The organism is Rahnella sp. BIGb0603, from assembly GCF_024808755.1.
Classification (GTDB): domain Bacteria; phylum Pseudomonadota; class Gammaproteobacteria; order Enterobacterales; family Enterobacteriaceae; genus Rahnella; species Rahnella contaminans.
This window is the reverse complement of sequence record NZ_JANUEX010000003.1, coordinates 105,267-131,639: the sequence shown is the minus strand read 5'-3', so window position 1 is coordinate 131,639 and position 26,373 is coordinate 105,267. Positions and strand designations below refer to the sequence as shown.

The 26,373-nt window shown below is 56.4% G+C and carries 24 protein-coding genes; 10 read left to right on the top strand and 14 right to left on the bottom strand.

Going from position 1 to position 26,373, the window contains the following annotated elements:
• The first annotated feature begins 44 nt into the window (after nucleotides 1–44).
• Nucleotides 45–758, top strand: coding sequence for a DUF3053 domain-containing protein (locus M2403_RS08950; protein ID WP_259228964.1), 714 nt, complete (start codon nucleotides 45–47; stop codon nucleotides 756–758).
• Nucleotides 759–848: 90 nt separating this feature from the next.
• Nucleotides 849–1,121, top strand: a complete 273-nt coding sequence (locus M2403_RS08945; RefSeq protein ID WP_259228963.1) for a hypothetical protein — start codon at nucleotides 849–851, stop codon at nucleotides 1,119–1,121.
• A gap of 76 nt (nucleotides 1,122–1,197) precedes the next feature.
• On the opposite strand, the gene M2403_RS08940 is transcribed toward M2403_RS08945, so the two are convergent.
• The 4 genes from M2403_RS08940 to M2403_RS08925 all read right to left on the bottom strand — a co-directional run bounded on the left by M2403_RS08940 (nucleotide 1,198) and on the right by M2403_RS08925 (nucleotide 4,919).
• Nucleotides 1,198–2,760 (bottom strand): diguanylate cyclase, encoded by a 1,563-nt coding sequence (locus tag M2403_RS08940; protein ID WP_259228962.1) that lies wholly within the window; start codon nucleotides 2,758–2,760, stop codon nucleotides 1,198–1,200.
• 138 nt (nucleotides 2,761–2,898) lie between these two features.
• Nucleotides 2,899–3,378, bottom strand: coding sequence for a 2TM domain-containing protein (locus M2403_RS08935; protein ID WP_152324600.1), 480 nt, complete (start codon nucleotides 3,376–3,378; stop codon nucleotides 2,899–2,901).
• A 112-nt stretch (nucleotides 3,379–3,490) separates the two neighbouring features.
• The gene (locus M2403_RS08930; RefSeq protein WP_152324601.1) at nucleotides 3,491–3,982 is read right to left on the bottom strand and encodes a GNAT family N-acetyltransferase; all 492 of its coding nucleotides are present in this window, start codon (nucleotides 3,980–3,982) and stop codon (nucleotides 3,491–3,493) included.
• Nucleotides 3,983–4,010: 28 nt separating this feature from the next.
• The gene (locus M2403_RS08925) at nucleotides 4,011–4,919 is read right to left on the bottom strand and encodes a LysR family transcriptional regulator (protein WP_152324733.1); all 909 of its coding nucleotides are present in this window, start codon (nucleotides 4,917–4,919) and stop codon (nucleotides 4,011–4,013) included.
• 115 nt (nucleotides 4,920–5,034) lie between these two features.
• On the opposite strand from M2403_RS08925, the gene M2403_RS08920 reads away from it, so the two are divergent.
• From M2403_RS08920 to M2403_RS08895, 6 genes are all read left to right on the top strand, one after another.
• Nucleotides 5,035–6,186, top strand: a complete 1,152-nt coding sequence (locus M2403_RS08920; protein WP_152324602.1) for a serine hydrolase — start codon at nucleotides 5,035–5,037, stop codon at nucleotides 6,184–6,186.
• Nucleotides 6,183–7,412, top strand: coding sequence for an MFS transporter (locus M2403_RS08915; RefSeq protein WP_259228961.1), 1,230 nt, complete (start codon nucleotides 6,183–6,185; stop codon nucleotides 7,410–7,412). Before M2403_RS08920 ends, M2403_RS08915 begins: the two co-directional genes overlap by 4 nt.
• A 98-nt stretch (nucleotides 7,413–7,510) precedes the next feature.
• A complete protein-coding gene (locus tag M2403_RS08910) occupies nucleotides 7,511–7,660 on the top strand; it encodes a hypothetical protein (RefSeq protein WP_165056865.1) in 150 nt (49 codons plus the stop codon).
• 25 nt (nucleotides 7,661–7,685) lie between these two features.
• Nucleotides 7,686–7,793 (top strand): small membrane protein YniD, encoded by a 108-nt coding sequence (yniD, locus tag M2403_RS08905; protein ID WP_095923072.1) that lies wholly within the window; start codon nucleotides 7,686–7,688, stop codon nucleotides 7,791–7,793.
• 76 nt (nucleotides 7,794–7,869) lie between these two features.
• Nucleotides 7,870–8,001 (top strand): hypothetical protein, encoded by a 132-nt coding sequence (locus M2403_RS08900; RefSeq protein WP_259228960.1) that lies wholly within the window; start codon nucleotides 7,870–7,872, stop codon nucleotides 7,999–8,001.
• Between the two features lie 201 nt (nucleotides 8,002–8,202).
• Nucleotides 8,203–8,445 carry a hypothetical protein gene (locus M2403_RS08895; protein WP_259228959.1) on the top strand — a complete coding sequence of 81 codons (243 nt, stop codon included), beginning with the start codon at nucleotides 8,203–8,205 and terminating at the stop codon, nucleotides 8,443–8,445.
• Here the strand turns inward: M2403_RS08895 and recD are convergent.
• The 5 genes from recD to M2403_RS08870 all read right to left on the bottom strand — a co-directional run bounded on the left by recD (nucleotide 8,442) and on the right by M2403_RS08870 (nucleotide 19,568).
• The gene (gene recD, locus M2403_RS08890; protein ID WP_259228958.1) at nucleotides 8,442–10,490 is read right to left on the bottom strand and encodes an exodeoxyribonuclease V subunit alpha; all 2,049 of its coding nucleotides are present in this window, start codon (nucleotides 10,488–10,490) and stop codon (nucleotides 8,442–8,444) included. The genes M2403_RS08895 and recD overlap by 4 nt on opposite strands.
• The gene (recB, locus tag M2403_RS08885; protein WP_259228957.1) at nucleotides 10,487–14,164 is read right to left on the bottom strand and encodes an exodeoxyribonuclease V subunit beta; all 3,678 of its coding nucleotides are present in this window, start codon (nucleotides 14,162–14,164) and stop codon (nucleotides 10,487–10,489) included. Before recB ends, recD begins: the two co-directional genes overlap by 4 nt.
• Nucleotides 14,161–17,607: an exodeoxyribonuclease V subunit gamma gene (gene recC, locus M2403_RS08880; RefSeq protein WP_259229177.1), complete on the bottom strand. Its 3,447-nt coding sequence runs from the start codon at nucleotides 17,605–17,607 to the stop codon at nucleotides 14,161–14,163. Before recC ends, recB begins: the two co-directional genes overlap by 4 nt.
• 144 nt (nucleotides 17,608–17,751) lie before the next feature.
• On the bottom strand, nucleotides 17,752–18,264 hold the full coding sequence (locus M2403_RS08875) for an SRPBCC domain-containing protein (RefSeq protein WP_259228956.1): 513 nt from the start codon (nucleotides 18,262–18,264) through the stop codon (nucleotides 17,752–17,754).
• A 206-nt stretch (nucleotides 18,265–18,470) separates the two neighbouring features.
• Complete coding sequence (locus tag M2403_RS08870; RefSeq protein ID WP_165058538.1) at nucleotides 18,471–19,568, bottom strand: NADH:flavin oxidoreductase/NADH oxidase; 1,098 nt, start codon at nucleotides 19,566–19,568, stop codon at nucleotides 18,471–18,473.
• Between the two features lie 122 nt (nucleotides 19,569–19,690).
• On the opposite strand from M2403_RS08870, the gene M2403_RS08865 reads away from it, so the two are divergent.
• Complete coding sequence (locus M2403_RS08865) at nucleotides 19,691–20,593, top strand: LysR family transcriptional regulator (protein WP_259228955.1); 903 nt, start codon at nucleotides 19,691–19,693, stop codon at nucleotides 20,591–20,593.
• 91 nt (nucleotides 20,594–20,684) lie between these two features.
• A complete protein-coding gene (locus M2403_RS08860) occupies nucleotides 20,685–20,999 on the top strand; it encodes a SelT/SelW/SelH family protein (RefSeq protein WP_152324609.1) in 315 nt (104 codons plus the stop codon).
• 44 nt (nucleotides 21,000–21,043) lie between these two features.
• On the opposite strand, the gene M2403_RS08855 is transcribed toward M2403_RS08860, so the two are convergent.
• The 5 genes from M2403_RS08855 to M2403_RS08835 are packed head-to-tail and all read right to left on the bottom strand — an operon-like array spanning nucleotide 21,044 to nucleotide 26,360.
• Entirely contained in the window at nucleotides 21,044–21,904 is an 861-nt protein-coding gene (locus M2403_RS08855) for a ribokinase (RefSeq protein ID WP_217152505.1), read from the bottom strand.
• A 1-nt stretch (nucleotide 21,905) separates the two neighbouring features.
• On the bottom strand, nucleotides 21,906–22,763 hold the full coding sequence (locus M2403_RS08850; protein ID WP_152324611.1) for a MurR/RpiR family transcriptional regulator: 858 nt from the start codon (nucleotides 22,761–22,763) through the stop codon (nucleotides 21,906–21,908).
• A complete protein-coding gene (locus tag M2403_RS08845) occupies nucleotides 22,763–23,734 on the bottom strand; it encodes an ABC transporter permease (protein WP_259228954.1) in 972 nt (323 codons plus the stop codon). The genes M2403_RS08850 and M2403_RS08845 overlap by 1 nt, the downstream gene beginning before the upstream one ends.
• A gap of 46 nt (nucleotides 23,735–23,780) precedes the next feature.
• A complete protein-coding gene (locus M2403_RS08840; RefSeq protein WP_165058540.1) occupies nucleotides 23,781–25,283 on the bottom strand; it encodes a sugar ABC transporter ATP-binding protein in 1,503 nt (500 codons plus the stop codon).
• Between the two features lie 33 nt (nucleotides 25,284–25,316).
• On the bottom strand, nucleotides 25,317–26,360 hold the full coding sequence (locus M2403_RS08835) for a substrate-binding domain-containing protein (RefSeq protein WP_259229176.1): 1,044 nt from the start codon (nucleotides 26,358–26,360) through the stop codon (nucleotides 25,317–25,319).
• Nucleotides 26,361–26,373: the final 13 nt, after the last annotated feature.

Sequence of the window (26,373 nt, the reverse complement as noted above, 5' to 3'; positions counted from 1 at the left end):
TAAGGTTAGGATCCAGATAACGGAGCTTAGGGAGCAAGGAATTTATGCAGAACTCACACTTTAGCCGCGCATTTTTGATGCCTTTTATGCTGCTGCTGATGATTTTTGTGGTCAGCGGATGCGGCGACAAAGAACCGGCCCAGCGCAAAGCCTTCATGGATTTTCTCCAGTCCCGCATTCTGGACAAGCCGGTTTTAGCCGTCCCTCAACTGACGCAGGCACAAATCAAAGAGTTTGGCGATTACAGCAAAGATTACGCGATCATTACCGGCTTCCATCATCAGATGAATATCGAGCTGGATTCCTCGCTGGTGCCGGTTTTTGCCGGAATGAACGGCGTTAACAGTGTGAATAACCTGCTTGATCAACGCGACGACCTGAAAAAAATGGCCGACAGCAGCGCGAACTGGAAAGAGAAAATCGTGCTGCTCAAAACGCAGGCCGACACGCAGCACGCGGCGCTCAGGCAGCCGAATGACCTGAAAAAAGTGTACGACCTGGCCTATGAGAAAACGATAAGCAAACCGGCGGCCGTCACCGAACAAGTCTTTGATTTGCTGCCCCAGGTGCTCAACCTGATTGTGGCAAAAGCCGACTTCATCAAAAGCCAGGGGAAAAATGTCACCATTACCGGGAATCGCCTGCAATTTGCCAACCAGAAACAGCTGGATAAATACAACGCCATCCAGCAGCAACTGGTGCCGCTGAATGCGCAGCTGATGCAACTGAGCCGCCAGATGCAGCAAATGGTGCGTTAAACCGGAAGACGTCCCCATCGCCGCCGCAAGGTGGTTTTTTCATGCCGGTGCTTTTGCTATGGTGTGCGGCAATTAAATAAGGAGACACCCATGAACGACGAAACCCTGACGAAACGTGTAGACCAGCTTGAACGCGTAAACCGTGAACTGCTGGTGCAGATTTCCGCCATGCGCCTGCTGTTCGGCAGCGTGGGCAACGTGCTGAACGCCAGTCAGGAAAATGCCTTTACGGTGGCCGTCAATCAGGCGCTGGAAGCTAACCGTGCCGACGTCGCCAATCAGGCCGATCTGGACGACGCCTCGCGGAAATTCCGTGAAGATGTCTTCAAATGTACAGAATCGTTGCTGCCCGGCAGCCGCTAAGCGATACGCATTACAAAAGGCCAGGTCAAAAACCGGGCCTTTTTACAGTAACCTTACGATAACTCTCTTCAACGCATTAACGGCTCACCACGCGGTTCCGCCCGTCATTTTTCGCCTGATACAAAGCCTTGTCTGCCGATTTCAGCGCGCTGTCGATGTTCACTTTTGCGGGATTAAAATGGGTTACGCCCAGCGAAATCGTCACGTTTCCTGCACCTTCAAAATTCTGCCCGGCGACCTGACGCCGCAACCGTTCCGCCAGCTGAACCGCCCGCGTCAGCGAGGTGCCCGGCAGCAGCAACAGAAACTCTTCCCCGCCCATGCGACACAGCAAATCGTCATCGCGCGAGTTTCCCAAAATAAGACGCGAAAGCTGCGTAATCACTGCGTCTCCCACGTCATGCCCGAACGTATCGTTGATCACCTTAAAGTGATCGATATCGAGGGTGATCACCCCGATCTGCGACTCCTCGCCGAGCAACTTATCCACCTGTTCATACAACCCGCGCCGGTTCAGCAGGCCGGTCATCGGGTCGGTATGCGCCTGCGTACTGAGCTTCTCAATGCGCTGATGTAACAGGCGGATGCCCTGCAACATCACGCTTTTCAGCTTCGACGCTTCATAATACCAGGCGTTAATTTGCTGAATTTCTGCCGACACATCTTGTGAATCCATGGTGTCGGCTTTCGACGCGAGCTGGCGCAGCGGACGGGAAATGTAGCGCGCCAGCAGCCAGATCACGATAAACACCAGAATGACAAATGGCAGCGTATAAATCAGAACCTGCAACATCACCTGATACAGCAGCACGACGTCAGCCCGCGCCGGATGCAGCACCAGCACCGTCCAGCCTGAGATTTCCATCGTGGAGAACCCGGCCAGAGAATCTTCGCCCTGCAAATTTTTCATGTGCAGGAAACCCTGATCGCGGCCTTCGAGCAGCGCTTTGTTCACGTTTCCCTGAGGCGTACTTTCCGTCCAGCCGTCAGCGGCGCGGTACAACACGTCGCCTTCGTTGTCGATCACGTAGATATACGCGTCCTTGCGGTAATTCCGGGCGTTGATCAGCGAATCAATAATGCCGCCCTGTTGCAGGGTAATTTCCGCCACCAGGTAGCCGAGATACTTTCCCCGCGTATTACGGATGGGTACTGACATGGCAATAATGTGATTATTTTGTGCGGTGCGGAAAGGGGAACTGATCACCGGATTTTGCGTGGTCAGCGCCTGCGTGTTGGCGTCTGACACCAGCCTGAGACCGGTCATATTGGCGGAGTTTCTCGACGCCGCGCGAACCACGCCGGATTTGTCCACCACCAGAACAGAACTGTAGCGCTTGCTCTGGATCTGCAAACGGTCCGCTTCTTCGGCGACGGCATAGAGATTATCGAACTCTTCGCCCAGCAAACCGGCGCTGAAGACCAGCTGTTTTTGCGCCGCATTGAAGAAAAGATCGGCCGTCAGGGACAGTCGCGCCGCGTAGGACTGACTGGCGCGCAGCGAGGAATCGATAAGAAGTTTTCTCTCGACCTGAAAAATAGCCAGATAGCTGCTGAGCAAAATGATGAGCGTACTCACCAGAGCCAGAAGCAATATCAGTCTTTTAAGAGTAAATGCAAACCGCCGGGGCTGATCCATTCTCTGTCCGTTGAGCTGATAACCATGAATACTACAGAGGATAGCAGCATGTTCAGCCGGAAATTTGATATGTCTCAGTCAGGGCGGTCTTCTTTGAATTTGCAGGCAGCACTCTGTCCTAATTATGACGCCCGCACATCACGGCTTGCGGATCAGTTTCTGTAAACGCGCTTTTTGCCAGCGTTCGACGGAGCCGCGGAACACAAAAATCCCCAGTCCGCGGATCAGCAAAATGCCGCCCCAGATACACAGCGGCCAGACGAACCAGAGGGTATCAGGCGAGGTGTAATGATTAATCGCAAACAAACCGATATTGATCACCGCCCAGAAGACCACCGAACGGTAAAACCCGCTTTCTTCCTCAACCTGCTTTCTGGCTTTTTCGATTTGACCGTCCAGCGCCTGTTCGGGCGTCGCCCCAAATTGCGGATCGTTTTCTGTCAGTTCTGAAACCTTGATATCAAACGCTGCCGCAATCGCACCGAGCGTTTCAAGGCTCGCCTGTTCGCCGTTTTCGATACGCTGAACGGTGCGCACGCTGAGTGAAGAAAGTTCTGCCAGCTGTTCCTGCGACCACGCGCGGGAGATCCTGAGTTGTCTGATTTTGCTCTGATTCATATTCTTACCTTTACGTGAATGTTGAACACAGAAACAGCATGCAAGACGTGACCGGCAATCAACACGTCAGCAACCTGACATCTACACGACAGCTTAGTGACAACTTTTACAATCAGAAAGTTAGCTTATAGAACTTGCTGTCTACAGCCATCCGTGGGAAAGCTTGCGGCAGTTCAGGTACTGTCACTTCCTCAAATCCGTTTTTTTCGTAAAAGCGATGCGCGGCCAGAAACTTGTCGGTTGTACCCAGAAAAATGTCCCTGACGTTTTCAGACTGCGCATGTTGCAACAACGTATTCAGCAGCAATGCAGCCACCCCAAATTCCCGACCACGGTAGGACGCACTGACAAACATTTTGCGCAACGCCGCCTGTGCATTACCGATATCCTTCAGCCCCAGCGTACCCACCACTTTTCCGCAACTTTTGGCCACCCAGAAATCGCCGGAACCTTGTTGATAAAACTGCGGAATATCGCTCAGATCTGGCTGCTGGTGTTCAGTGATCGGAATACCAAACTCCTGATTCTGAATAGGCAAAATTACCTCTACCACGCCGCGCTGGTCAGCGGCAGAAAAGCGTTCAATTACAACAGTGTTGTTCATCAAAAAACTCCCTACATTACAGATACGGTTAATTAGGACAGAGTAAAGCCAGTTCCGGGATTTCAGGGAAAACCCGCTCGCTGAGAAAGTCGATCAGCACCCGCAGTTTCGGCGTCATATACCTACCCGACGGCCAGAGAATGAAAAAGTCGGCGCTGCGGCTGACATACTCATTGAGCACGGTGACCAGTTGCCCCTTTGCCAGCTCTTTGCGGATACTGAAATCCGGCAGACACGTGATGCCCAGGCCCTGCAACGCAAAACACTGGCGCGTCTCGATATTATTACAAACCATCGAAACCGGAAGAGCCAGATCCTGATATCCCGAAAGCGGCCAGGTTTCCAGCTTTCCGCTGTTTGGGAAACGAAAATGCAGGCACCGGTGGTTCAGCAAATCGGGCGGCGAAACCGGAACGCCATACTCTTTGAAATACGCCGGTGAACCCACCAGTAAATGGCGAAACGTCCCCAGTTTACGCATCGACAGGCGCGAATCCGCCATCTGACCGGTGCGCACCACGGCGTCAAACCCTTCGTCCACCACATCCACAATGCGATCGGTGAAATCAAGATCCAGTTCGATATCCGGGTAACGCCGCATAAATTCGCCCAGCACCGGCAACAGCAGCGTGCTGACCTGCGGCAGGCTCAGCCGCAAACGACCACGCGGGGATTCGGAAAGCTGCAACAACTCGCTTTCCGCCGCTTCCAGTTCAGCAACAATCCGGCGGCTGCGCTCGAGAAACAGCGCGCCCTCTGCCGTCAGCGTCACGCTGCGGGTGTTGCGGTGAAACAAGCGAACATTCAGCTTGGCTTCCATGCGCGCAATAGTTTTGCCTACCGCCGAGGCAGAAACGCCCAGCAGGCGACCGGCCGCAACAAAACTGCGGGTTTCCGCGACGTGTACAAACACATTCAGGCTGCTCAGACTTTCCACTGCCACCTCTCATTGCGGACATTAGTGTCCGTATATTCTGGAAATCTACCCTACTTTTTCCGTACTGAGGAGTTCTCTATCGTGATTTAACACATTCAGAAACTGAGATAACACCATGAATTCCTCCACGCTGAAATCCCGCCTCGACCTCGTCATTGAAACGGCGATCGCCTCACAACGCCTTGTGGGTGCCGTTGTGCTGGTCGCTAAACAAGGCGAGCTGATTTATCACCACGCCGCCGGGCTGGCTGACCGCGAGGCCGGGCGGCCAATGACAGAAAATACGCTGTTCCGTCTGGCGTCAGTCAGCAAACCCATCGTATCTACCGTCGCGATGATCTTAGTTTCACAAGGTAAACTGGCGCTCGATGACAATATTCAGACATGGCTGCCGGAATTTTCCCCTTCCCTTGCCGGTGGCCAGCCCGCGCAGATCACCGTGCGAAATTTATTAAGCCACACAGCCGGGCTGAGTTACCGCTTTTTCGAGCCTGATGAGCAGGGTCCGTATGCACTTGCCGGTGTTTCTGACGGCATGGATAACAGCGGGATTTCGCTGGAGGAAAACCTGCGTCGTCTGGCCGCTGTCCCTTTATTGTATGCGCCTGGCACCTCATGGGGATATTCCCTTGCTGTAGACGTGCTTGGTGCAATGCTTGAACAGGTTTGTCAGCAACCGCTCGGCGACGTGGTGAAAAACCTGCTGACCGGCCCGCTGGACATGAACGACACCGCGTTTTATACCGCCAATCCGGCGCGACTGGCGACGCCGTATGTCAGCGATTCCCCCGTGCCTCACCGCTTGCAGGAAGGCGAAAAGGTCGCCGCCTTCGAAGACACCGTGGGCATCGCGTATTCGCCTCTCAGGGCGCTGGATGCAAAGGCTTTCCCGTCTGCCGGAGCCGGAATGATCAGCGGCGCGCACGACGTGATGAAAATGCTGGAAATGCTTCGTCAGGGTGGATACCCGTTACTGACACCGGTGCAGGTGGATGAAATGGGTCGCGACCAGACCGGCGGCCTTGAACTGCCGGACATGCCGGGCACCGGTTTCGGACTGGGCTTTTCCGTCCTGCGCGATCCGCAGGCAGCTGCGTCGCCGGAATCCTCCGGCACCTGGCGCTGGGGCGGCGCTTACGGTCATTCCTGGTTTGTCGATCGCGCCGCCGGGCTGAGCGTTGTCGCCTTCACCAACACATTGTACGAAGGGATGTCGGGTGCTTTTGTAAATGAATTACGCGATGCGGTATATGGAGTGAAGTCATGAATCAGACACCGAAAAAGACGCCGCTTCCGCTCTCCGCCTTGCTGGCGATGGCGCTGACCGGTTTTATTGCCATCATGACGGAAACGCTGCCCGCAGGATTACTGCCGCAAATTGCCGATGGCCTTGACGTGTCGCAGGCCATGGCAGGTCAGATGATTACCGCGTATGCCGCCGGTTCCCTGATGGCCGTGCTGCCGCTGGTTGCCCTGACGCGGGGCTGGAACCGCCGCACGGCGCTGCTGACGGCCATCGCCGGTTTCCTGATTTTCAACACGCTGACCACGTTCTCAACGAATTTTGCCCTGACGCTGTTTGCCCGCTGGATGGCCGGTGCCGCCGCCGGACTGGCGTGGGGATTACTGGCCAGCTACGCGCGTCGCATGGTACCCGCACATCAGCAGGGGCGCGCGCTGTCAGTCGCCATGGTGGGCACGCCGGTGGCACTGTCGGTTGGCGTGCCGCTGGGAACCTGGATGGGTACGCTGCTCGGCTGGCGGATGGCCTTCGGAGTGATGTCTGCGATGACGTTACTGCTGGTGGTCTGGGTGCTGCGCAAGGTGCCGGATTATCCCGGTCAGGAAGCCGGAGAGCGACAGTCGCTGCGACAGGTCATTCAGATGCCGGGCGTGCGCAGCATTCTGGCGGTGATCCTGCTGTGGATGCTGACCCACAACCTGCTTTATACCTACATCGTGCCGTTCCTTCGGCTCTCCGGTCTGGCCGGTCATGCGGATCAAATCCTGCTGGTGTTTGGCATTGGCGCACTGGGGGGAATCGGGCTGACCGGCATGCTGGTGGATAAACGTCTGCGCCAGACATTGCTCACCAGCCTGGCGCTGTTTGCGGTGACCTCACTGGTGCTGGCGCTCAGCAGCCACTCCGCGCTCATCGTGACGCTGTGTGTTGCGGTTTGGGGGCTGACGTTCGGCGGCGCGGCGACGTTACTGCAAACAGCGATTGCCGATGCCACAGGTGAACACGCAGACATGGCGCAATCGATGGTCGTGGTGGCCTGGAATCTGGCCATTGCGGGCGGCAGTTTGTCCGGCGGAATACTGCTGGAAACCGCCGGGATTGGTGTCTTCCCGTGGGCAATGCAGATTCTGCTGGTCGCCGGTTTACTGATTGCCTGGTGTGCCAGAAAACAAGGCTTCAGGCCCGGCCCGCGGCATTCTCACGCGCATCAGGCGCAGGATCAAAGTTTCGGAAAGGCACAAAAGGTATAATTTCTTAAACCTTTCCCGAACCAGACGCCTGAATTCTTCCCGGATCCCGGCCTGTTCTGGTAGAGTAAAAAACAGGCAAATTAGAAATAATGAGATCCATGGAAGCGCGTAAAAAAGCGGGTTTGTTCTTAACCGTTCTGGCCACAGCAGCCCTGCTGCTGATGGCCTTCGAATGGCTCGCCGATCAGACGGTGCCAGAACTCAAAGAACATGTTGTTCACTATGTCGATCAGCATATGGCGGGCTAAATGCCCCCCAAAACAGGGAGGAAAAATGGTGACAAAACGGATGATGGCCAAACACTGGAAAATGGTGGTGGTGCTTCTTTGCATCTGTGGTGCGCTGATGCTCCTCCGCTGGGCCGCCATGATCTGGGGATAATCTCCCCGGACGGGTTGTCCACACTATCAATTTGAGTTAAGTTATTTCCCGTGTGAATACAAGGAGGTAACACGGCATGTTCCGTGTGACAGAAGTTCTGTTAGTCCTGATCATGATTGTCTGGGGAATGGTTTTGTTTGATATCGGCAGTATCAGCCTGCGGATCAGCCAGTTCTTCATCTTTCTGGAAGAAATGCGCCGCCCCTGACTTTATCCCGTATTTCAGTTTTCACTCCGCCCTTCCTGCCCAAATATCTTGCCCTGATTCAGGCTAACCGCTGCGGTACTGAACGTCTGTTGGTCTCGTCTTGCTGATTAAATAATCAACAAATCGGCCAGCGGGCTTGAAACCTGGTGCCGTGCAGGCGAAAATATACCCCGTGATGTTTAAGAGCCTGACCGTCTGCTTATGAATAACCGCAAACCGCGTCGTCCGCACGGGCGATGGACCTATTACATTATGTTCGAAGACATTCTGTGGCCCTGCCCGGTTCGCTGGGAGTGGGAGAATGGCTACGGCGGCTGGCTGCCTTTTTACTACTCGCCGACGCTGGAGTTTGTTGCGGGCGATCCGCACAAAGCCACGAAAGTCGCGGGCCAGAAAGCCCGCCCGCTGCGTAAACCGGCAAAAATGCACGAATACGAGTTTTAATTAATCAGCCCGCTGGCGCGCAGCACCCTGCGCTGAACGGCTTCCGGCAGCACCGCGTTAACTCCCCCCACACATCCCAGACTGAACCAATGACGCGCGCGGGTAATACCGGTGTAAATCAGCTCGCGTGTCAGGATCGGGCTGAGATTGTCCGGCAGCAGCAGCGCAGTATGGGTAAATTCAGAACCCTGCGATTTATGCACTGTCATGGCAAACACCGTTTCGACTGCCTGCAACCGCCCCGGCATCACCCAGCGGATATCCTGAGTGCCGTCGCCGGTCAGAAATGCCACGCGCAGCACCGGCACCACGGAACCGTCCACCAGCCGGTGAGGAATTTCCAGCGTGATACCGATATCGCCGTTCATCAGCCGCTGGCTGTAATCATTGCGCGTCACCAGCACCGGACGCCCCGGGAACCAACCGACCGATGCTTTCAGCAGCCCGTCTTTATACAGAATTTCCGCGATCCGCAGGTTCAGCCCTTCCACGCCCCAGCGTCCGCCACGCAAAGCGCACAACAGCTGAAACTGACTGTACGCCAGCAGCACTTTCGCCGCCCAGGCGCTGAACGCTTCCAGCGGCGCATCATCGGCCGGACGTTCATCTGTCATCACGTTCAGATAATGGCGGTAACCGACTGGTGGCTCGACGCCTTTGCGACTTTGTGCAGCCGGAAACTGCCCCGCCGCGCCGTTAATGACCCAGTCACGCAGTTCGGTATCGTCATCCGCGTTAAGCGTAAGCTGAGCAAGATCGGCATAGCCCTGTTTCCAGACCTGTTTCAGTGCTTTGACATCGCCGTCGTTGACCGCTTCCGCCAGCTGTCCGATGCCGCTTTGCGCATCAAAACGGTAGCTGTGGCGCAGCATCACCACGGCCTGATCCATCGCCGTTCCCGCCGGATCGACCAGCGCATCCGGGATTTTTTCCCCCGTCACGCTTTGCAGCCAGTCACGAGTTTGTGGCAGATAGTGCCCGCTGCCGGCGCGCTGACATAACTCGCTGAGCAGCGCACCGGCTTCCACCGAGGCCAGCTGATCTTTATCGCCGAGCAGGATCAGGCGCGCATTCTGCGGCAGTGCGGCCAGCAGTGCTGCCATCATTTCCAGATCGACCATCGACGCTTCGTCCACCACCAGCACGTCGAGCATCAGCGGATTGCCCGCATGATGCCGGAAATGCCGGGTATCCGGTCTGCTGCCGAGCAGACGGTGAAGCGTCACCACGTCGGTATTAATGCTGTCGCGCACCGCATCGCCGTTGTTCAGCGCGTGCAGATCTAACCGGGAAACCGCGCCGGCCACCGATTCGTTCAGACGAGCCGCCGCTTTACCGGTCGGCGCAGCCAGCCGGATACGCAGCGGCTGGCCGTTTTCTTCCAGCGCCAGCGCCTGCAATAACGCCAGCAGACGCACAACCGTGGTGGTTTTCCCGGTGCCGGGGCCGCCGGTAATAATGCTGAACGCACTCCCCGCCGCCAGCCCGCATGCCAGTTTCTGCCAGTTCACCTGCCCTGCATTTCCGGCCTGCGGGAACAGGGCATCGAGTGACATGCGCAGCGATTCAGTAGGCAGCGCATTAAGCTGCGTGCGGCTCAGGCGGTGTTCAACGGCCTCGCGCACATTCTGCTCGTACTGCCAGTAACGCCGCAGATACAGGCGATGTCCGGCGAGCACCAGCGGCGAATCGCCATCGCCGCTGCCCACCAGTTGCAGGTTCACCAGCGCCGCCATCCACTCTTCCAGGCTCAGATCGTCAAGCACCGCCGACGGACGGGAAATCGCGCCATCGGAGTGATCGCCATCGGGCGGAAGCGAGAGCGAAAACGCGCTGTCCGCCAGCGTGGCCTGTAAATCCAGACACACATGGCCGCGCCCCAGCTGGTAGCTGGTCAGCGCCGTCGCCAGTAATAAAAGCGGGTGTGCATCCGGCACTTCCTTTGCCAGAAAGGTCACCAGCGCGCGATCCAGTTCACGCAGCCAGCCGCACTCCACCCAGCTGGCCAGCAGTTTTAAAATATCTTCACGGCTGTTGATTTTCATGCGCGTTCCTCAGTGCGGCTGAAAAGAACGTCGAGTTCTTCCATTAATGCTTTATCCGGCCGCTGGACGCAGACCCCGTTGCCCGGCGCGTGGCTGCCGCGCAGGAATAAATACACCGCACCGCCGATATGGCGATCGTAGTCGTAATCTGGCAAACGGGATTTCAGCAAGCGATGCAGCGCAAACAAATAGAGCGTGAACTGCAAATCGTAACGGTGATCTCGCATCGACTGCGTCATGGCCGTCTGGTCATAACCGGTGGCATCATCGCCAAGCCAGTTGGATTTGTAATCCAGCACGTAATAACGCCCGTTGTGCTCAAATACCAGATCGATAAAACCTTTCAGCATGCCGTTAAGCTCTTCCGCCAGCAGCGGTGCGCGCTCTGCGCCCTCAAGTGTGAAGTGCTGAACAACAGTATCAAGACGCCGCGTGGACACCTGCGATAGCGAGAACCAGAACTCCATTTCCACCTGATATGGCGGCAGTGCGGCCAGCGTGAAACTCTCTCCGCCCGGCAACGCCAGCGGCTGTGTCAGCAACGCGGTCAGCCAGCCGGTCAGCGGAACAATCCACTGCTCCCAGCCACGCGTATTACAGCGCCGCGCCACCTGATCGGCGATTCGCTCCGGGTTTTCCGCCAGTGCGGCAAAACCTTCATCGCCCGCCCATTCCAGCAAACCGTGCAGGAAATTACCCGGCGCAGGCCCGCGCGGGAAAGCATATAAATTCTCACCGGTCATCGGCTGCAAAAGCCCGTCGGCAGGCTCTTTGTTCCCTGACTTTTTATCTTCTAAATAGCTGTCCTGCGCGGCACTTTCGATTTCAACCGGCGGTTCACGGTTCAGCGCTTCCGGCACAATATAAGTACCGGCCGGCGCGATTTGCAGGCCGGAAAAACTCGATACCCACCAGCGCGGGCCTTTGTGCGTGCGCAACGGCGGACGCGGCCCGAGCTCCGGCAACGCCTGCTCGCTGCGGTACACCACGCCGACCGGCACCGGCAGCGGCCACGCCTGAATATTTTCCGTTTCCAGCGCCTGCAAACTGGCGGGCAACTCTTCAGCCTCAACCGGTTCGCCGCCGTGAAAAAGGTAACCCGGCGCGCTTTTCTCAAACTCTTTCAGCGGCGCCATGCCGAGCCACAGCGCGTAACGCGAGCGGGTCAGCGCCACGTAGAATTTACGCAGATCCTCGCCCAGACGTTCGCGGTCTGCCAGCTCGCGCAGCTCTTCCGTGGCGCTCAGCGCAATTTCAAGTTCACCTTCCGGCGTATGCCATTTCAGCGGCGAATCCTGTTTTTTCACCGCGCGGAATGCGCAGGCAAACGGCAGGAACACCAGCGGATATTCCAGCCCTTTGGATTTATGTACGGTAACCACTTTCACCAGCGCTGCGTCACTTTCCAGACGCAGCTTGCGCGCATCGCCGCCCTGATTTTCATCCTGACACTGCTCCGCCAGCCAGCGGATCAATGCATGTTCGCCATCAAGCTGCACGCTGGCCTGTTGCAGCAATTCGGAAAGGTGCAGCAAATCGGTCAGCGCCCTTTCGTCGCCGTGCGCGAGCAGATGACGCGGTACGTCAAACTCCCACATCAGACGCCGCAGCATTGGCAAAATGCCCTGTTTGCGCCAGCACAGACGCAGTTGCTGAAACTGCTGAACGTAGCGTTCCCACTCGTTTTCATCCTGATTCAGGCGATCCAGCGCTTCCCAGCTTAAATGCAGCGAAGGCGTGCCCAGCGCGGCGCGCAGAAGACGATCGTTTTCCGGTGCGGCGCAGGCCGCCAGCCAGAACTGCAATTCGCCCGCCTGCGCACTTTGAAAAATGGATTCTTTGTCAGAAAGGTACACACTGCGCACGCCGCGTTTGGACAGTGCCGTGCGGATCGCCGTCGCTTCCCGCCCGGTATTTACCAGCACGGCAATGTCTCCCGGCTCGACCGGTTTAAACGGTTTTTCCGGCTGGCTGAAACCGGCCGCGCCCTGCTGCCCGAGGCGCAGCAAACGGACAATTTCCGTCGCGCAGCCTTCAGCCATCAGCTGGGCGTATTGCGTTTTCGGCAGCGCGTCGGTCTGATTTTCCGGATACCACAAGGTCATGGCCGCGGCTTCTTTTCCGTCAATCTCCCAGGTTTCTTTGCGTCCCTGAGCGTCCACCGGCAGGAACGGCACCTGATTTTCATCGCCACGGCGGAACAGGAATGCACCTTCTCCGGCAGTACGGTCTTCGGCCAGCGAAAATACGCTGTTAACTGATGCCACCATCGCACGGGTAGAACGGAAGTTAGTCGCCAGCGTGTAGTGACGCCCACCGGTGTCACGACGGGCGCGCAGATAAGTATAAATGTCGGCACCGCGGAAGGCATAAATCGCCTGTTTCGGGTCGCCGATCAGGATCAGCCCCTGCTCCGGCGCGTTTCCGGCCACGCGGTAAACGGTGTCGAAAATCCGGTATTGCAGCGGATCGGTATCCTGAAATTCGTCGATCATCGCCACCGGGAATTGCGTGCGGATAATCTCCGCCAGCCGTTCGCCGTTATCGCTGCGCAGCGCGGCGTCAAGGCGGGTCAGCAAATCGTTGAAGCCCATCTGCGCCCGTTTTTTCTGTTCGACGTCAAAACGGTTTTCAATCCAGCGGCAGGCATGTTGCAGCAGGCCGCTGCGGGCATCGGGCAACGTTTCCAGACGCGCTTTCAGCGTTTCCATTGCCGTCAGCGCCGGATGCGCAGGCGGTTCGCCCTTCCACGCATCTTTAAGACCCGCATTAGTTAACCGCTCCCAGCCTCTATTTAACTCAGGTTTGATTTCATCTGAAGTAGCCCAACTATGGAGCTTGTCGAACCATGGATCATAATAGGCAGGCCGGAGTTTGGTCCCATTTAACAATTTTTTAGCAGACGCATCATCTAAGAGGACTTTCAACTCCTTTATCCATTGCACCCAGCCCGCTTTCAGCTCGCTCAGCTCTGCGGCTTTTTGCTGCTTCACTGTCTCAAAAATGACAGCAGGGGTTTCGTCGGTACCCAGCATCTCAGCGTATTCCAGCAGCGGAGAGACATTCTTGTGCAGGTCTTCCGGCGAACGCCACCACGCGCGCAGCGTCCTGATGTCAGGTTCCGGCAGGGAAAAATAGAAGCTGCGCCAGTAATCGCGCACCACGTTCATCAGCAGTTCGGTCTGGTCAGTTTCCAGCGTCTGGGTAAACAGGCTGTCGCTGTCAAAAGCATGTTCACCGAGCATGCGGTTACACCAGCCGTGAATGGTGGAGACCGCTGATTCATCCATCCATTCCGCCGCCAGTTGCAGCTTACGCGCGCATCCCGCCCACTCTTCCGGCGGATATTCCGCACGCAGATTCAGCAAAAATTCGTCGCCTGCCGACGGTTGGTCCGGATCCTCCAGAAAGCACGCCGCCGCTCTGGACAAGCGTTCGCGGATCCTGTCGCGCAGCTCTTTGGTCGCGGCATCAGTAAACGTCACCACCAAAATTTCTGGCGGTGTCAGCGGGCGGCCGAACGCGTTCCCGCCACCGTGACCAAGCACCAGCCGCACATACAGTGCGGCGATGGTGAAGGTCTTACCCGTCCCTGCGCTGGCCTCAATCAGGCGGCTGCCTGTCAGCGGGAAATTCAGTACATTCAGCGCAGAGGGAAAAATGCGTTCCTTCATTCTTTCGCTCCTTTTTTGCTGCTGCGGGAAAGATGATTTTTCAGCGGTGCCAGCAGTTTATCCGCCAGTTCGGCGAATTCGCCGCCGGACCACAGCGTGGCGAAATCCGGCCACGCGCGTGCCAGATACGGATTGCTGTCGCGTTCACCAAATTTCATATTGGCGGGATCGTGATTTTCATAGGCGTCGCGGGCCGCAAGCCCGGCAACGCTCTCCGGCAGGCTTTGCGCGGTGCCGTCTTTTTTCAGCCAGACAAAGGCCGTTTTGACCGCCAGCGGCAACGGCCTTAATTGTCCCTGTTGCCAGGTTTCGATCAGTTGCTCCCAGAGCGCCTGCGCGTCGGCAATCTCCAGCGGCGGTAATTCTGCCGTCCCGTTTTTACTGATAATAATGCTGTGCATCGGCTGTCCGCCGAGGTGTCCGGCCAGATGCGCGACCCAATAAGGAAGCAAACGGTCAAGGCGGTAATTGCGGTCTTTGATGATGCCAATGCTTTCCAGCACCACGCGGGCGCGATCCCCGCAGGCGTTCGCACGTAAATCACCGAGCCAGTCCGAGACAATCACGCCTGCGGTTTCAGCGCTCAGCGCTTCATTCGCCAGCGTCTGCGGCCATTCATCAAGCACGCTCTGATAACTGGCGAACAGCGTCTCCATCGGCTCGGCGAGATCTTCACTCAGCACGGCGGCGAATTCGCCCGGTGCCAGTTCACCGCGCCGTTCGATGCGTTCAAGCTGCTGACGCAAAATATCCTGACGCGACTCTCCGGCCTCCAGCGCCCATTTCTGCGCGCGGATCAGTTCATCCTGCAAACGCCAGTTTTCCAGCGCATTGATATCAAACGGCTCCTGATCTTCACTTCCCGCATCTTCCAGTTCGAAGTAAATATTCAGCCGCTGGCGGAAGAAACTGCGCACCGGATCGGACAGAAAATCCGCCAGCTGACGCAGCGTAAGCGCCCCTTCCTGACCGACCGGCGGCAATGGCTGCGGCGCATCAGCGCTGATATCCGCGTCCATTCCGGCGCGCCATTCGTGGGCGTAGCTGAAAAGCTCACTGCCCTTGCTGAAGTAATCACGGTTAAAGGGTTGCAGGCGATGTTCGGCGGTGAGCGCATGAATCAGATCACTGTCGTTCTGTGCTTTCCAGCCCGAGGCCAGATGGTCGCGCAGTTGCGCCACCAGCACCGACGGCGGACGTTCGGTATTATCGTGAATGCTGCGCCCGACCCAGCTGATATGCAGGCGTTCGCGCGCCGACAGCAATGCTTCGAGGAACAGATAACGGTCATCCTCACGGCGCGAACGGTCTCCCGGCCGGTAATCACGCCCCATCAGGTCAAAATCCATCGGCACGCGGTTGCGCGGGTAATCACCGTCGTTCATCCCCAGCAGGTAGACATGGCGGAACGGAATAGCGCGCATCGGCATCAGTGTGGCAAACGTAACGGCGCCGCCAAAGAATGGCTGCGTCAGGCCGGACTGGTCGAACTGCGCCAGCCAGTGTTCGCGCACGACAGACAGCGGCAATTCGGCCTGAAGATTGACGCTTTCACAGGCCTGAAGCCAGGTTTCCAGCTCGGTATGCAGACGCACTAAAATAAAGCCGTCGTCGCCGTCATCTTCGGCAAAATAACCGCTCAGCAACGCCTGCAAACGTTCGCCCCACACCTGCGGCGGCGCAGGTTCAGACAGCTGACGCCAGGTTTCATCCAGGCAATTTAAAAGATGCGAGAGCGGACCAATCAGCGCCGCTTCCAGCCCGCCGATTTCGTCCAGCGGTTCAATGCCCTGCCAGGCGTCACCGCTGCCGACGGCGTAACCGAGCAGCATTCGTTGCAGACCGAAGAACCAGCTGTTTTGCTCCGGCGATAGCGGCAGTTCCAGACTCTGACGCTGTTCCGCATGCAGCCCCCAGCGTACGTTGGCGGCGCTTATCCAGCGGTGGAGCAGCGGCAACTGTTCTTCGCCGATGCCAAATCGCTGACGCACCGACGGCACATCGAGTAAATCCAGTAAATCGCTGACGGCAAAACGCGACTGCGGCAACGTCAGCAGGCTTTCGAGCGCACCGAGCAGCGGGTTATTCTGACGCGGCCCCTGATCGGCCACGGTGAACGGGATATAGCGCGGATCGCTGCGTTCCATCAGGCCAAATACCGCCTGAATGTGCGGCGCATAGCCATTAATGTCCGGCACCATCACGATGATATCGCGCGCTTTCAGGGTCGGATCGGCGGCCAGCGCGGCCAGCAGGCGGTCGTGCAACACTTCCACTTCTCGCTGGGCACTGTGCGTAATCGAAAAACGCAGGGATTCGTCTTTCAGCGTATCAATCTCCGGCCATTTTTCCTGCGTTTCCGCCAGCGGCCGCAGTTGCAGAATATCTTCCTGCAACTGATGCAATAAAGTGTCTTCGCCGTTGGAGGTGAACAGGTCAATGCGCGGGATCACCGGCGCGAGCGTGGACGCGTAGGATTCATGGTTGTCATATTCATTGAGCAGGCCGATGTAATCGCGCCCCTGCTTGCCCCACGCCGCCAGCAGCGGATGTGCATGCTGGTGTAAATCGCCTTCGGCAATCACCTGCGGCATGCCCGGTTTGCGTCGCTGACGCGCACGTTCCGCGCGCAGCAGATCTTTATCGGCAATAATATCGCTCCAGTCGTGTTCGCACGGGTTATGCACACACATAAAGATGTGCGTCCAGCGGCCCAGCACGGCCAGAACTTCTAATGATTGTTGCGGCAGCGAAGAGATCCCGAAGACAATCAGACGCGCAGGCAGACCGGACGGACGCTCGTCTTCAGGAATGGTTTGGGCATGTTGCAGAAAACGCTGATGCAGCGCGGCGCGGCTGGTCCCCCGTTCGCTTTCAGGCACATCGGCCAGCAAAGCGCGCCACAATTGCGGCTGCCACAGCAGGTTTTCCGGCAACGGCTCACTGCCTTTGCGGCTGGTGCGCAGCACGTCCAGCCCGTTGCCCCAGTCTTCCAGCCAGTCGGCGCGATAAACCTGATACTGATCGAACAAATCCGCCAGACGCTGTGCCAGCTGATGCAGCTTACGCATATCACCGTCGTCTTTTAAGAAACGCGCCAGCGGAGCAAAAACCGGTTCAGGCAGTAATTCCGGCAACAGACGGATCAGCCGCCAGGTCAGCAGCGGGCGGTCAAACGGCGACGAATCCGGCACCTGATCTTTGCCCAGCACCGCGCGGTAAACCTGCCAGAAAAAGCGCGCAGGCAGTTTAATATCCAGCGCCGCCGCGATCCCGCAGCCGCCTTCGGACACATCGCGCGCCAGCGCCAGTTTCAGCCACTGATTAATCCCGTTGCTTTGCACCAGGATCACTTCGTTTTCCAGCGGAGACAGCGGATGCGCCGCCATCCACGACACCAGAATATCCCTCAGCGCCTCTGAGTGATTTCCGTGTAACACCATCAAACCTGAATTCACGCCCGCATCCCTTATTGTCGCCGCTCAAGAAGACAGATTTTGCGTTGATTTGGAAAGGATTGAAAGAATTGAAAAGAAAAGAGGCAGACCCTGCGGCCTGCCCCGAAACAAAATGTAATTCTTTGAAAATCAGCCACGCATTTTGCGAGCCGCGCCGATCATCCCATCCAGCCATTCCTGATGGCCGTTAATCATCGGGTTCGGGCGTGTATTCGCGAGTTCACGGGCGGGTTTACCGTTTTGCGTTTCCTGCGTCAGGATGCGGACGCGACCGCCGGAGAGTTCTTCGAAAAGCCAGGCGTGATGGACGTCAAGCCGGGTTTCGGTGTCGCCTTCTGCCCAGCCGTGCCACGCCATGCGTGCGGGCTGGCCTTTTACCGGTGGTACGTATTCATTGACCTGCGCTTCGACCGGAAAACCGAACGTGCAGAAGCGGAAACGTGCGCCGTCGCTCAGGCCCGGACCGGTGCCGTCGTGGAAAAAGATATCCGATGCGTTGCTGTAATACACCGGCCATGCGGCGGTGTTGTCGAGTTGCGCCCACAGATCTTCCACGGTCAGGCCGGTGATGATCATTTCGTTAGACGCGAAGTTGTCGGTTTCGCCGGGGATAAAACCTTCCGGCCAGAGTATTGCGTTCATGTTGAGCTCCTTAGTATTAAGCGTCCGGCCCGCAGGCTGGCGTTGAGCACAAGATACCTAATGGCGAGATATTACTGAAATCATCACTTGTGATGATAAACATCGATTATTTATATATCTGGATGACACACAAAAAAAACAGGCAGAAGGATCGCTTCTGCCTGCTGTGATCACCGCTATTTTACGCGGATGTTATCACTGAAGTTTTAGCTGATGCTGTAACGCTCAAGCCAGTGGGCGTAAGGCGCGGGCAGGACCCAGGACGGATTTTCCACACCCAGCTCTTTCGCCAGCGCATACGGATAATGCGGGTTGGCGAGCATTGCGCGGCCAATCATCACCAGATCCATGTCTTCTTCGCTGATGCAGCGTTCGGCGACGTCCGCAGACGCCACGCCCCAGGAACTGGCGACCGGCAAACCGGCTTCTTTGCGCACGCGGCGCGAAACCGGAGCCAGGAAGCCTGCGCCCCACGGGATTTGCGCTTCCCAGGTGGAGAATCCGACGCTGACGTTGAGCAGATCCAGCCCTTTCTCACGCAGAATACGCGTCAGTTCGATGGACTCGGACAACGTTTCTTCGTCGCGGCCATCGTATTCAATCACGCCAAAACGCGCGGTGACCGGCAGGTTTTTCGGCCAGACCGCGTTGACGGCGTCGAAGGTTTCAATCAGGAAACGGCTGCGACCGGCGAAATCACCGCCGTATTCATCAGTACGGGTGTTGGAATGCACGGAAAAGAAACTCTGCGCCAGATAGCCGTGGGCAAAATGCAGTTCCAGCCATTCAAAACCGGCATCGCGCGCGCGTTGGGCTGCCGCGACGAAATCCGCCATAACACGCCGGATATCCGCTTTTGTCATCTCTTTCGGCACTTTTGGCAGATGTTTGCCGAACGCAACCGCAGAAGGTGCGATAGTCGCCCAGCCGCGCGGATCGCCTTCTGGAATATGATCATCGCCTTCCCACGGCAGATTGGCGCTGGCTTTGCGGCCTGCGTGACCAATCTGGATCCCCGGAACAGCCCCGGCGGCTTTGATGGATTTGGCGATTTTTGCCAGTTCAGCGGCCTGCGCGTCGTTCCAGATCCCCAGACATCCCGGGGTGATGCGGCCTTCAGGCGAAACGGCAGTCGCCTCGACGATAACCAGGCTTGCGCCACCGCGCGCAAGCGTTGCGTAATGCACCTGATGCCAGTCGTTCGGCACGCCGTCAGTGGCGGAATACTGGCACATCGGCGGAACAGCGATACGGTTTTTTAACGTGACGTCTTTCAGCGTAAACGGCGTAAAGAGTGCGGACATAATTTTTTTCCCGGTGAGTTTGGCATCCGGCGATCAGAGTGCCGTCGGACAGCTATATGCGGAAGTGAAGAAATATTATAGTGCACATAATATTTCGTTATAACTCAAAGAGTGCCCTGCCGATGCGCAACCTTAAAAGTCTCGACCTCAACCTGTTAAAGACTTTCGACGCACTGCTCGACGAGCGGAATGTCACCCGCGCCGCCGAGCGACTTTCCCTGACGCAGCCTGCCGTCAGCAGTATGCTGACACGTCTGCGTGACAGTTTTGATGATCCGCTTTTTGTCCGTTCACGTTACGGCATTGTGCCGACGGAGCGCGCACTGGCGCTGGCAAAACCGGTAAAACGGGTCATGGCGCAGATTGAAGCGCTGCTGGAGCCGGAAGCCTTTATTCCTTCAAAATGCGAAATGACATTCACGCTGGCGGCCACGGATTACGCAATGAGTGTGATTATCGTGCCGTTCTTTTCCCTGCTGCAACAGCTTGCGCCGGGCATTCATCTGTCGGTACAGCGCGCCGAAGAGGCCACGGTTCAGGGGCGACTGGAACGTGGCGAAATCGACCTTGCGCTGCTGACGCCGGATACCACGCCACCTGATTTACACATTCGCCATCTGTACGACGAACGTTATGTTTATACGCTGCGCAAAGGCCATCCGGCGCTGATAAACGGCGCAATTTCTCTCGATACGTTCTGCCGGTACGATCACGCGCTGGTGTCGCTGAGCGGCGAGAATTTCGAAGGCGTGACCGATAAGGCGCTCCAGGCGTTGGGAAAAAAACGTAACGTCGTGCTGTCGGTGAACAGTTTTCTGGTGCTGCCGCCGGTGTTGCAAACCACTGACCTGATTGCCGTGGTGCCGGAGCGTCTGGTGCGCAACGTCGCAGGGCTTGAGGTATTGCCGCCACCACTGACGATCCCCGGTTTTACCAAAGTCGCTGCGTGGCACGAGCGCTCGCATTTATCGGCGGCGCATCAGTGGCTGCGTCAGCTTCTGGCACAGGCGTGCAGCGGGGAGTAAATCGCGCCACATCATGATATTTTAAAGGCTTCATCTGCTTTTCACATGTTAAAAAATGCGGCAATAAAACCGCGCACAGAAGGGTTATTCCATGGAAAAACGTCCGGCAGTGACCATCACTTATTGTTCCCAGTGCAACTGGCTGTTGCGTGCCGCGTGGATGGCACAGGAACTGTTGAATTCGTTCAGCACCGATCTGGCGTCCGTCACGCTGGTGCCGGGAACGGGTGGAATTTACGAGATTAAGGTCGATGACGAGCTTATCTGGGAACGCAAAAGAGACGGCGGTTTTCCGGACGCCGCTTTGCTTAAACAGCGCGTGCGCGATATCTGCTTCCCCGACCGGGATTTGGGGCATGTGGATAAGAAGAAAATACCTGAGGCGGGAACGGATTCTGCGGAATAAATGAATAAGGCAGAGATCTCCCTGCCTTATTTTTTACCCCAACACTACTCTTTACGTGAAACGTGCTCGGCGGCGGCGCGGTTGGCTTTTGCCACGGAATCGGCCAGCGTTTTGCCCTGCAAGAGTGACGTACACAGCATGCCCATAAAGCAGTCGCCTGCGCCGTGCGTGCTGATCAGTTCGACTTTTTCGGCGGGCATAGACTGGCTGCGTTCACCGGTTTCGCACCACGCGACGCCGTGTTCACCTGCCGTGACGACCACAGCCGGATAATGGCCGCCGAGCCATTCGGCGGCGGCGCGGGCGTCGGATAAAGTATTCACAGCAATTCCGCTCAGGTCGCGGGCTTCTACTCCGTTGACCACCAGCAAGCCGACGGCGGATTGCATCGCGCTGCACATCGCACGCGCCGGGGCGGCGTTCAGGCAGACGCGGATGCCGCGCTGTTTTGCCGCTTCGGCTGCCGCCAGATTGACCGCTTCCGGCACTTCGTTTTGCAGCAGCAACATCTCAACCTGTTGCCAGACGGCGTCGTGGCCAAATTGCGTGGCGTCCACCCGGTTGTTGGCGTTGGAGACAACGACCGCGCCGTAATCCCCTTCCGCGTCCATCAGCGCCACGCTCATGCCCGACGGCACGTCTGCACTGACGGCCACAAAATCCGTATTCACGCCGTTTTCTTCGAGCACGGAACGCAGGAAGTCGCCCTGTGTATCTGCGCCAACAGCACCGGCAAAGCTGACCTGCGCGCCCGCTTTCGCAGCGGATACCGCCTGATTGCCACCTTTGCCGCCAAATTTGTACGAACAGCCGCTGCCCATCACCGTTTCACCTTTTTCAGGGCGGTGATGCGCATGGATCACGATGTCGTAATGAAGGCTGCCCGTGACTAAAATTTTACCCATTCTAGTATTCCCGAAGGTCCTGAACCGCCTGCTGGGTTTTCATCAGGTTTTTCTCCGCTGTCTTCAAATCCTTCTGCGCAATCGCCACAAATAAGGCATCCAGAATATTTAACTGGGCGATGCGGGCAGCAGCGTTTTCCCCGAGCAAGTGCGATCCCTGAGAGGTTGAATTGAGAACCACATGCGCATTGCGCGCAATAGGCGACTCGGCGTAATTGGTGATGGCGATAACTTTGGCGCCGTTGCGCGCCGCCAGTTTAATCGGGTCATTCACCGCACGGGTGGCGCCGGAATGGCTGATAGCGACCACCGCATCATCGTCCGACAAGACTGCTGCTGACATCAGCATAATATGGGCATCATCGTAGACCGTCGTTTTGATCCCGATTTTCAGGAGCTTATGCGACAAATCTCTGGCGACGGCGGCAGAACCCCCGACGGCATATAAATCGATGTGCCTGGCTTTAAAAAGAATGTCAGCGGCGCGGTTAAATTCCGACACATCGACAATAGATAATGTTTCTTCTATTGCCTGAATAGATGTGCGAAATACCTTTTCAAGTAATTGCTCCGACGAGTCTCCCGGCTCAATTTCCGCATGTAAATTTGCCACTTCAGAATAGTTGTAATAAATCAAACTGCTTCTGAAATCTCTAAATCCTGAGAAATTCAATTTCTTCGTCAATTTAACAATCATCGCCTCAGAAACATTATTTTCCAGCGCAATTTCTTTTAAAGAAGTTTGCTCAGAAAAATCAGTTTTGGACGTGATTGCGTCGACGACTTTTCTTTCCAGTGGCGTCAGATGTGGCAATTTCATACGAATTTGAGCGCCTATGGCTCGCGGATCCTGATTCATTACTTGCCTCGTGTCGCCCGGTCAATCAACATCGCTATGATAATAATAAGGCCGGTGGCAAGCAATTGATAAAACGCCTGAATATTGAGAAGTGTCAAGCCATTTCGTAATGAACCCAAAATAACAGCGCCAATCAGCGTACCGATGACACTCCCTTTGCCGCCCATCAGCGAAGCTCCGCCAATGGCCGCTGCGGCAATCGCATCCAGCTCCCATAAATTCCCCATTGTCGGCTCGGCAGCGCCCAGGCGACCAATCAGAATCAGTGAGGCCAGAGACGCCAGCACGCCGGAGATCACAAACACCGTCACTTTGGTTCTTTTGACCGGCACACCGGCAACGCGCGCGGCTTCTTCGTTACCGCCGACGGCCAGGATGTATTCGCCCAGCGGCGTTTTATTCATGACCACCCACAGGATTGCCGCGATGGCGATAACAATCACAATCGGTACCGGAACCCCGAACACCGTGCTGTTGATGACGGTCCGGAACTCCATCGGGATGCCGAAAATCGGGTTACCGTTGGTGAAAATCAGCGCCAGCGCACGGAACAGCGACAGGCCGCCGAGGGTGACGATAAAGGGCTGTAAACCGGCATAGGCGACTAACATTCCGCTGAAAACGCCGCACAGCGCGCCGACGCCCAGCGTTGCCATAATTGCCAGCGGAACCGGCACGCCCGCCACCATCAGCGTCGCGCCGAGTACCGCAGAAAGCGCCGCCGTTGGCCCGACGGACAAGTCGATGCCACCGGAAATAATCACCAGGGTCATCCCCAGCGCAATAATTCCGTTAATCGAAGACTGTTGCAAAATATTCAGCAGGTTCGGCAGCGTAAAAAATACCGGCGACAGAAAAGAGAACGTGATCACAATAATCAGTAAACCAATCAGCGTACCGGCATCGCGAACATTGAATTTAAATAATGCCAGAGGGAAAGCCTTTGGCTGAACATTACCTTGAGTCGTCATAATAATGGCCTTAAAAATCGGTAGGTGTCGGAAAGTATCGTTAAATTCAGACGGCTTTTTTCACATCATTAATGGCATAACGCGCGATATTTTCTTCGGTGATATCGTCGCCGTTAAGTTCTTTCGTTATTTGCCCTTCCCGCATGACCAGAACCCTGTCTGAGATACGAATGATTTCCGGCATTTCGGAAGAAACCACCACTATGGCTTTTCCCTGCTGCGCGAGTTTTTCAATCAGATTATAAATTTCAGACTTGGCACCGATATCAATTCCACGGGTCGGTTCATCAAAAAGAAACACCTTATTATCGGCGGCCACCCAGCGGCCAATAATCACTTTTTGCTGATTCCCGCCGCTCAGCGTGCCAATGGTTTTTTCGATATTGAGCGGACGTAACCGCAAATCCGTCATCACATCCAGCGCGGTCTGGTTCAGCTGACTTTTTTTGAGCAGACCAAAACGGGTAAAGCGCGCCATCGACGGCAGGGCCATATTCATTTTGACGGCGCGTTCTTTAATGATGCCTTCTTTTTTGCGGTCTTCCGGCACCAGGCCAATCCCCGCGCGAATGGCGGAACTGACGTTATGTTTTTTCACCGCGACGCCTTCCACTTCAATGTTGCCGCCGGTTTTGGCATCGATGCCGGCAATCAGTTTCAGCAACTCGGTGCGACCGGAGCCCACCAGCCCGGCGATGCCCAGCACTTCGCCGGCTTTAACGCTGAACGTGGCGTTACGCACGGCTTTATCGCGGCTCAAATCTTCCACGCTCAGCACGATGCGTTCGGTGGCATACGAATGATGCTGCACTTTTTCGATTTTGCGACCGACCATTTTGGTCACGATCGTTTCTTCGGTTTCGTCGCAGATGTTCACCACGCCGACCTGTTTGCCATCGCGCAAAATCGTGGCGCGGTCGCAGACTTTGAAGATTTCATTCATCTTGTGCGAGACGTAAATCAGCGAGACATTCATCGATTTCAGATCAGAAATCAGTTCAGCCAGGCGCTCAAATTCTGTCGGCGTCAGGCTCGACGTCGGTTCATCCATCGCAATAATTTTGGCTTCATCGAGCAGCGCACGGGCGATCTCGACGATCTGCTGCTGCGAGACTTTCAGGTTTTTGATCGGCTCATCCGGGTTAATGCTCGGATCCAGACGGCGCAGGATCGCCACCGCCCGTTTGTACTGCGCCTTTCGGTCAACAAACAGCCCTTTCATTTTGGTCAGGGGCCGCCCGAGAAACATATTCTGGGCGACGGAGAGTTCAGGAACGTGTTGCAACTCCTGATGAATCATTGCGATACCGGCATGGCGTGCAGACAGCGGGTTTTTCATCTGAATCACCTGCCCTTCCACCAGGATCTCGCCGGAATCGGCGGCCCGGACGCCTGACAGGATATTGAGCAACGTCGATTTTCCGGCGCCGTTTTCACCGATCAGCGCGTGGACTTCGCCCGGCCTGACGGAGAAATCAACCCCCTGAACCGCTGCCACGCCGCTGTAGCTTTTGCTGATGCCGCGCATCGTCAAACAATACTGTTCCATAAACTCTCCTCGCCCTGTTCTCTGACGCCAGACTTATTGTTGCTGCGCCAGCAACTGGCGAATCTTCGCGTTATCTTTGGTGGAGAACGCGTCGGCGTTGTCTTTGGTGATCAGCGCCTGCGGAGTGGACACCACGCGGGAGATTTTCTGACCATTAATCAGGCGGACAACCACTTCCATCGCCACTTCCCCCGTCAGCACCGGGAAGCTGTCAACCGTACCGGTCAGCTCGCCGCGTTTGATTGACGCATACGCATCGGAAATCCCGTCGGTGCCAAAGACGGCAACCTGTTTCGATTTTCCGGCAGCTGCAACGGCTTCCACCACGCCCAGTGCCATGCCGTCGTTATTGGCATAGAAGCCAATCAGATCAGGATGTTGCTGTAAAATTGTCGCTGCGGCGTTGTACGCATTTTCGCGGCTCCAGTTGGCCGGAACGCTGGCGACCACGGTGAATTTCCCGCTGGCCTGAATCGTTTCTTTAAAGCCTTTGGTGCGCTGCGTTGCCGCATACACGCCCGGCTGGCCTTCGATGACCGCGACCTTGCCGCCTTCAGGGTGTTTTTTGATAAACCAGCCCGCCACGCGAACGCCGTTATCTTTCTGCACGTTACCGACGTAATACGCTGCATTTGGCATCACGGCGTCATTGACGTTCACCACGGCAATGTTTTTGCTTTTGGCAGATTCATACGCCGGTTGCAGGTTTGCGTCGGTTTGCGGCGATACCAGCAAGCCGTTGAAGCCTTGCGAAATCATCGTTTCGGCGATAGATAACTGGCCAAGCTGGTCGTCTTCATTGGCGGCGGCCTGATATTCCACGGTGAAGCCGTGTTTATCAGCAAAGTTTTTATAGCCCTGGCCGAGGGAACGCCAGTATTCGTTGGTCAGCGTTTTCGATACTCCGCCGATTTTCAGCGATTTATCGATAGCCGGTAACGGGCCATATTTGGCGGTCAGTTGTGTCCAGTCAGTGCGATCCGGTTCGGTGTCGGATTGCAGGGGCGGTAAATCCGCCGCATAAAGGCTGGAGCAAAACAGTGTAGAGGTGAGTACAGACAGTAAGAGTTTTTTCATCATCTGGCCTTCG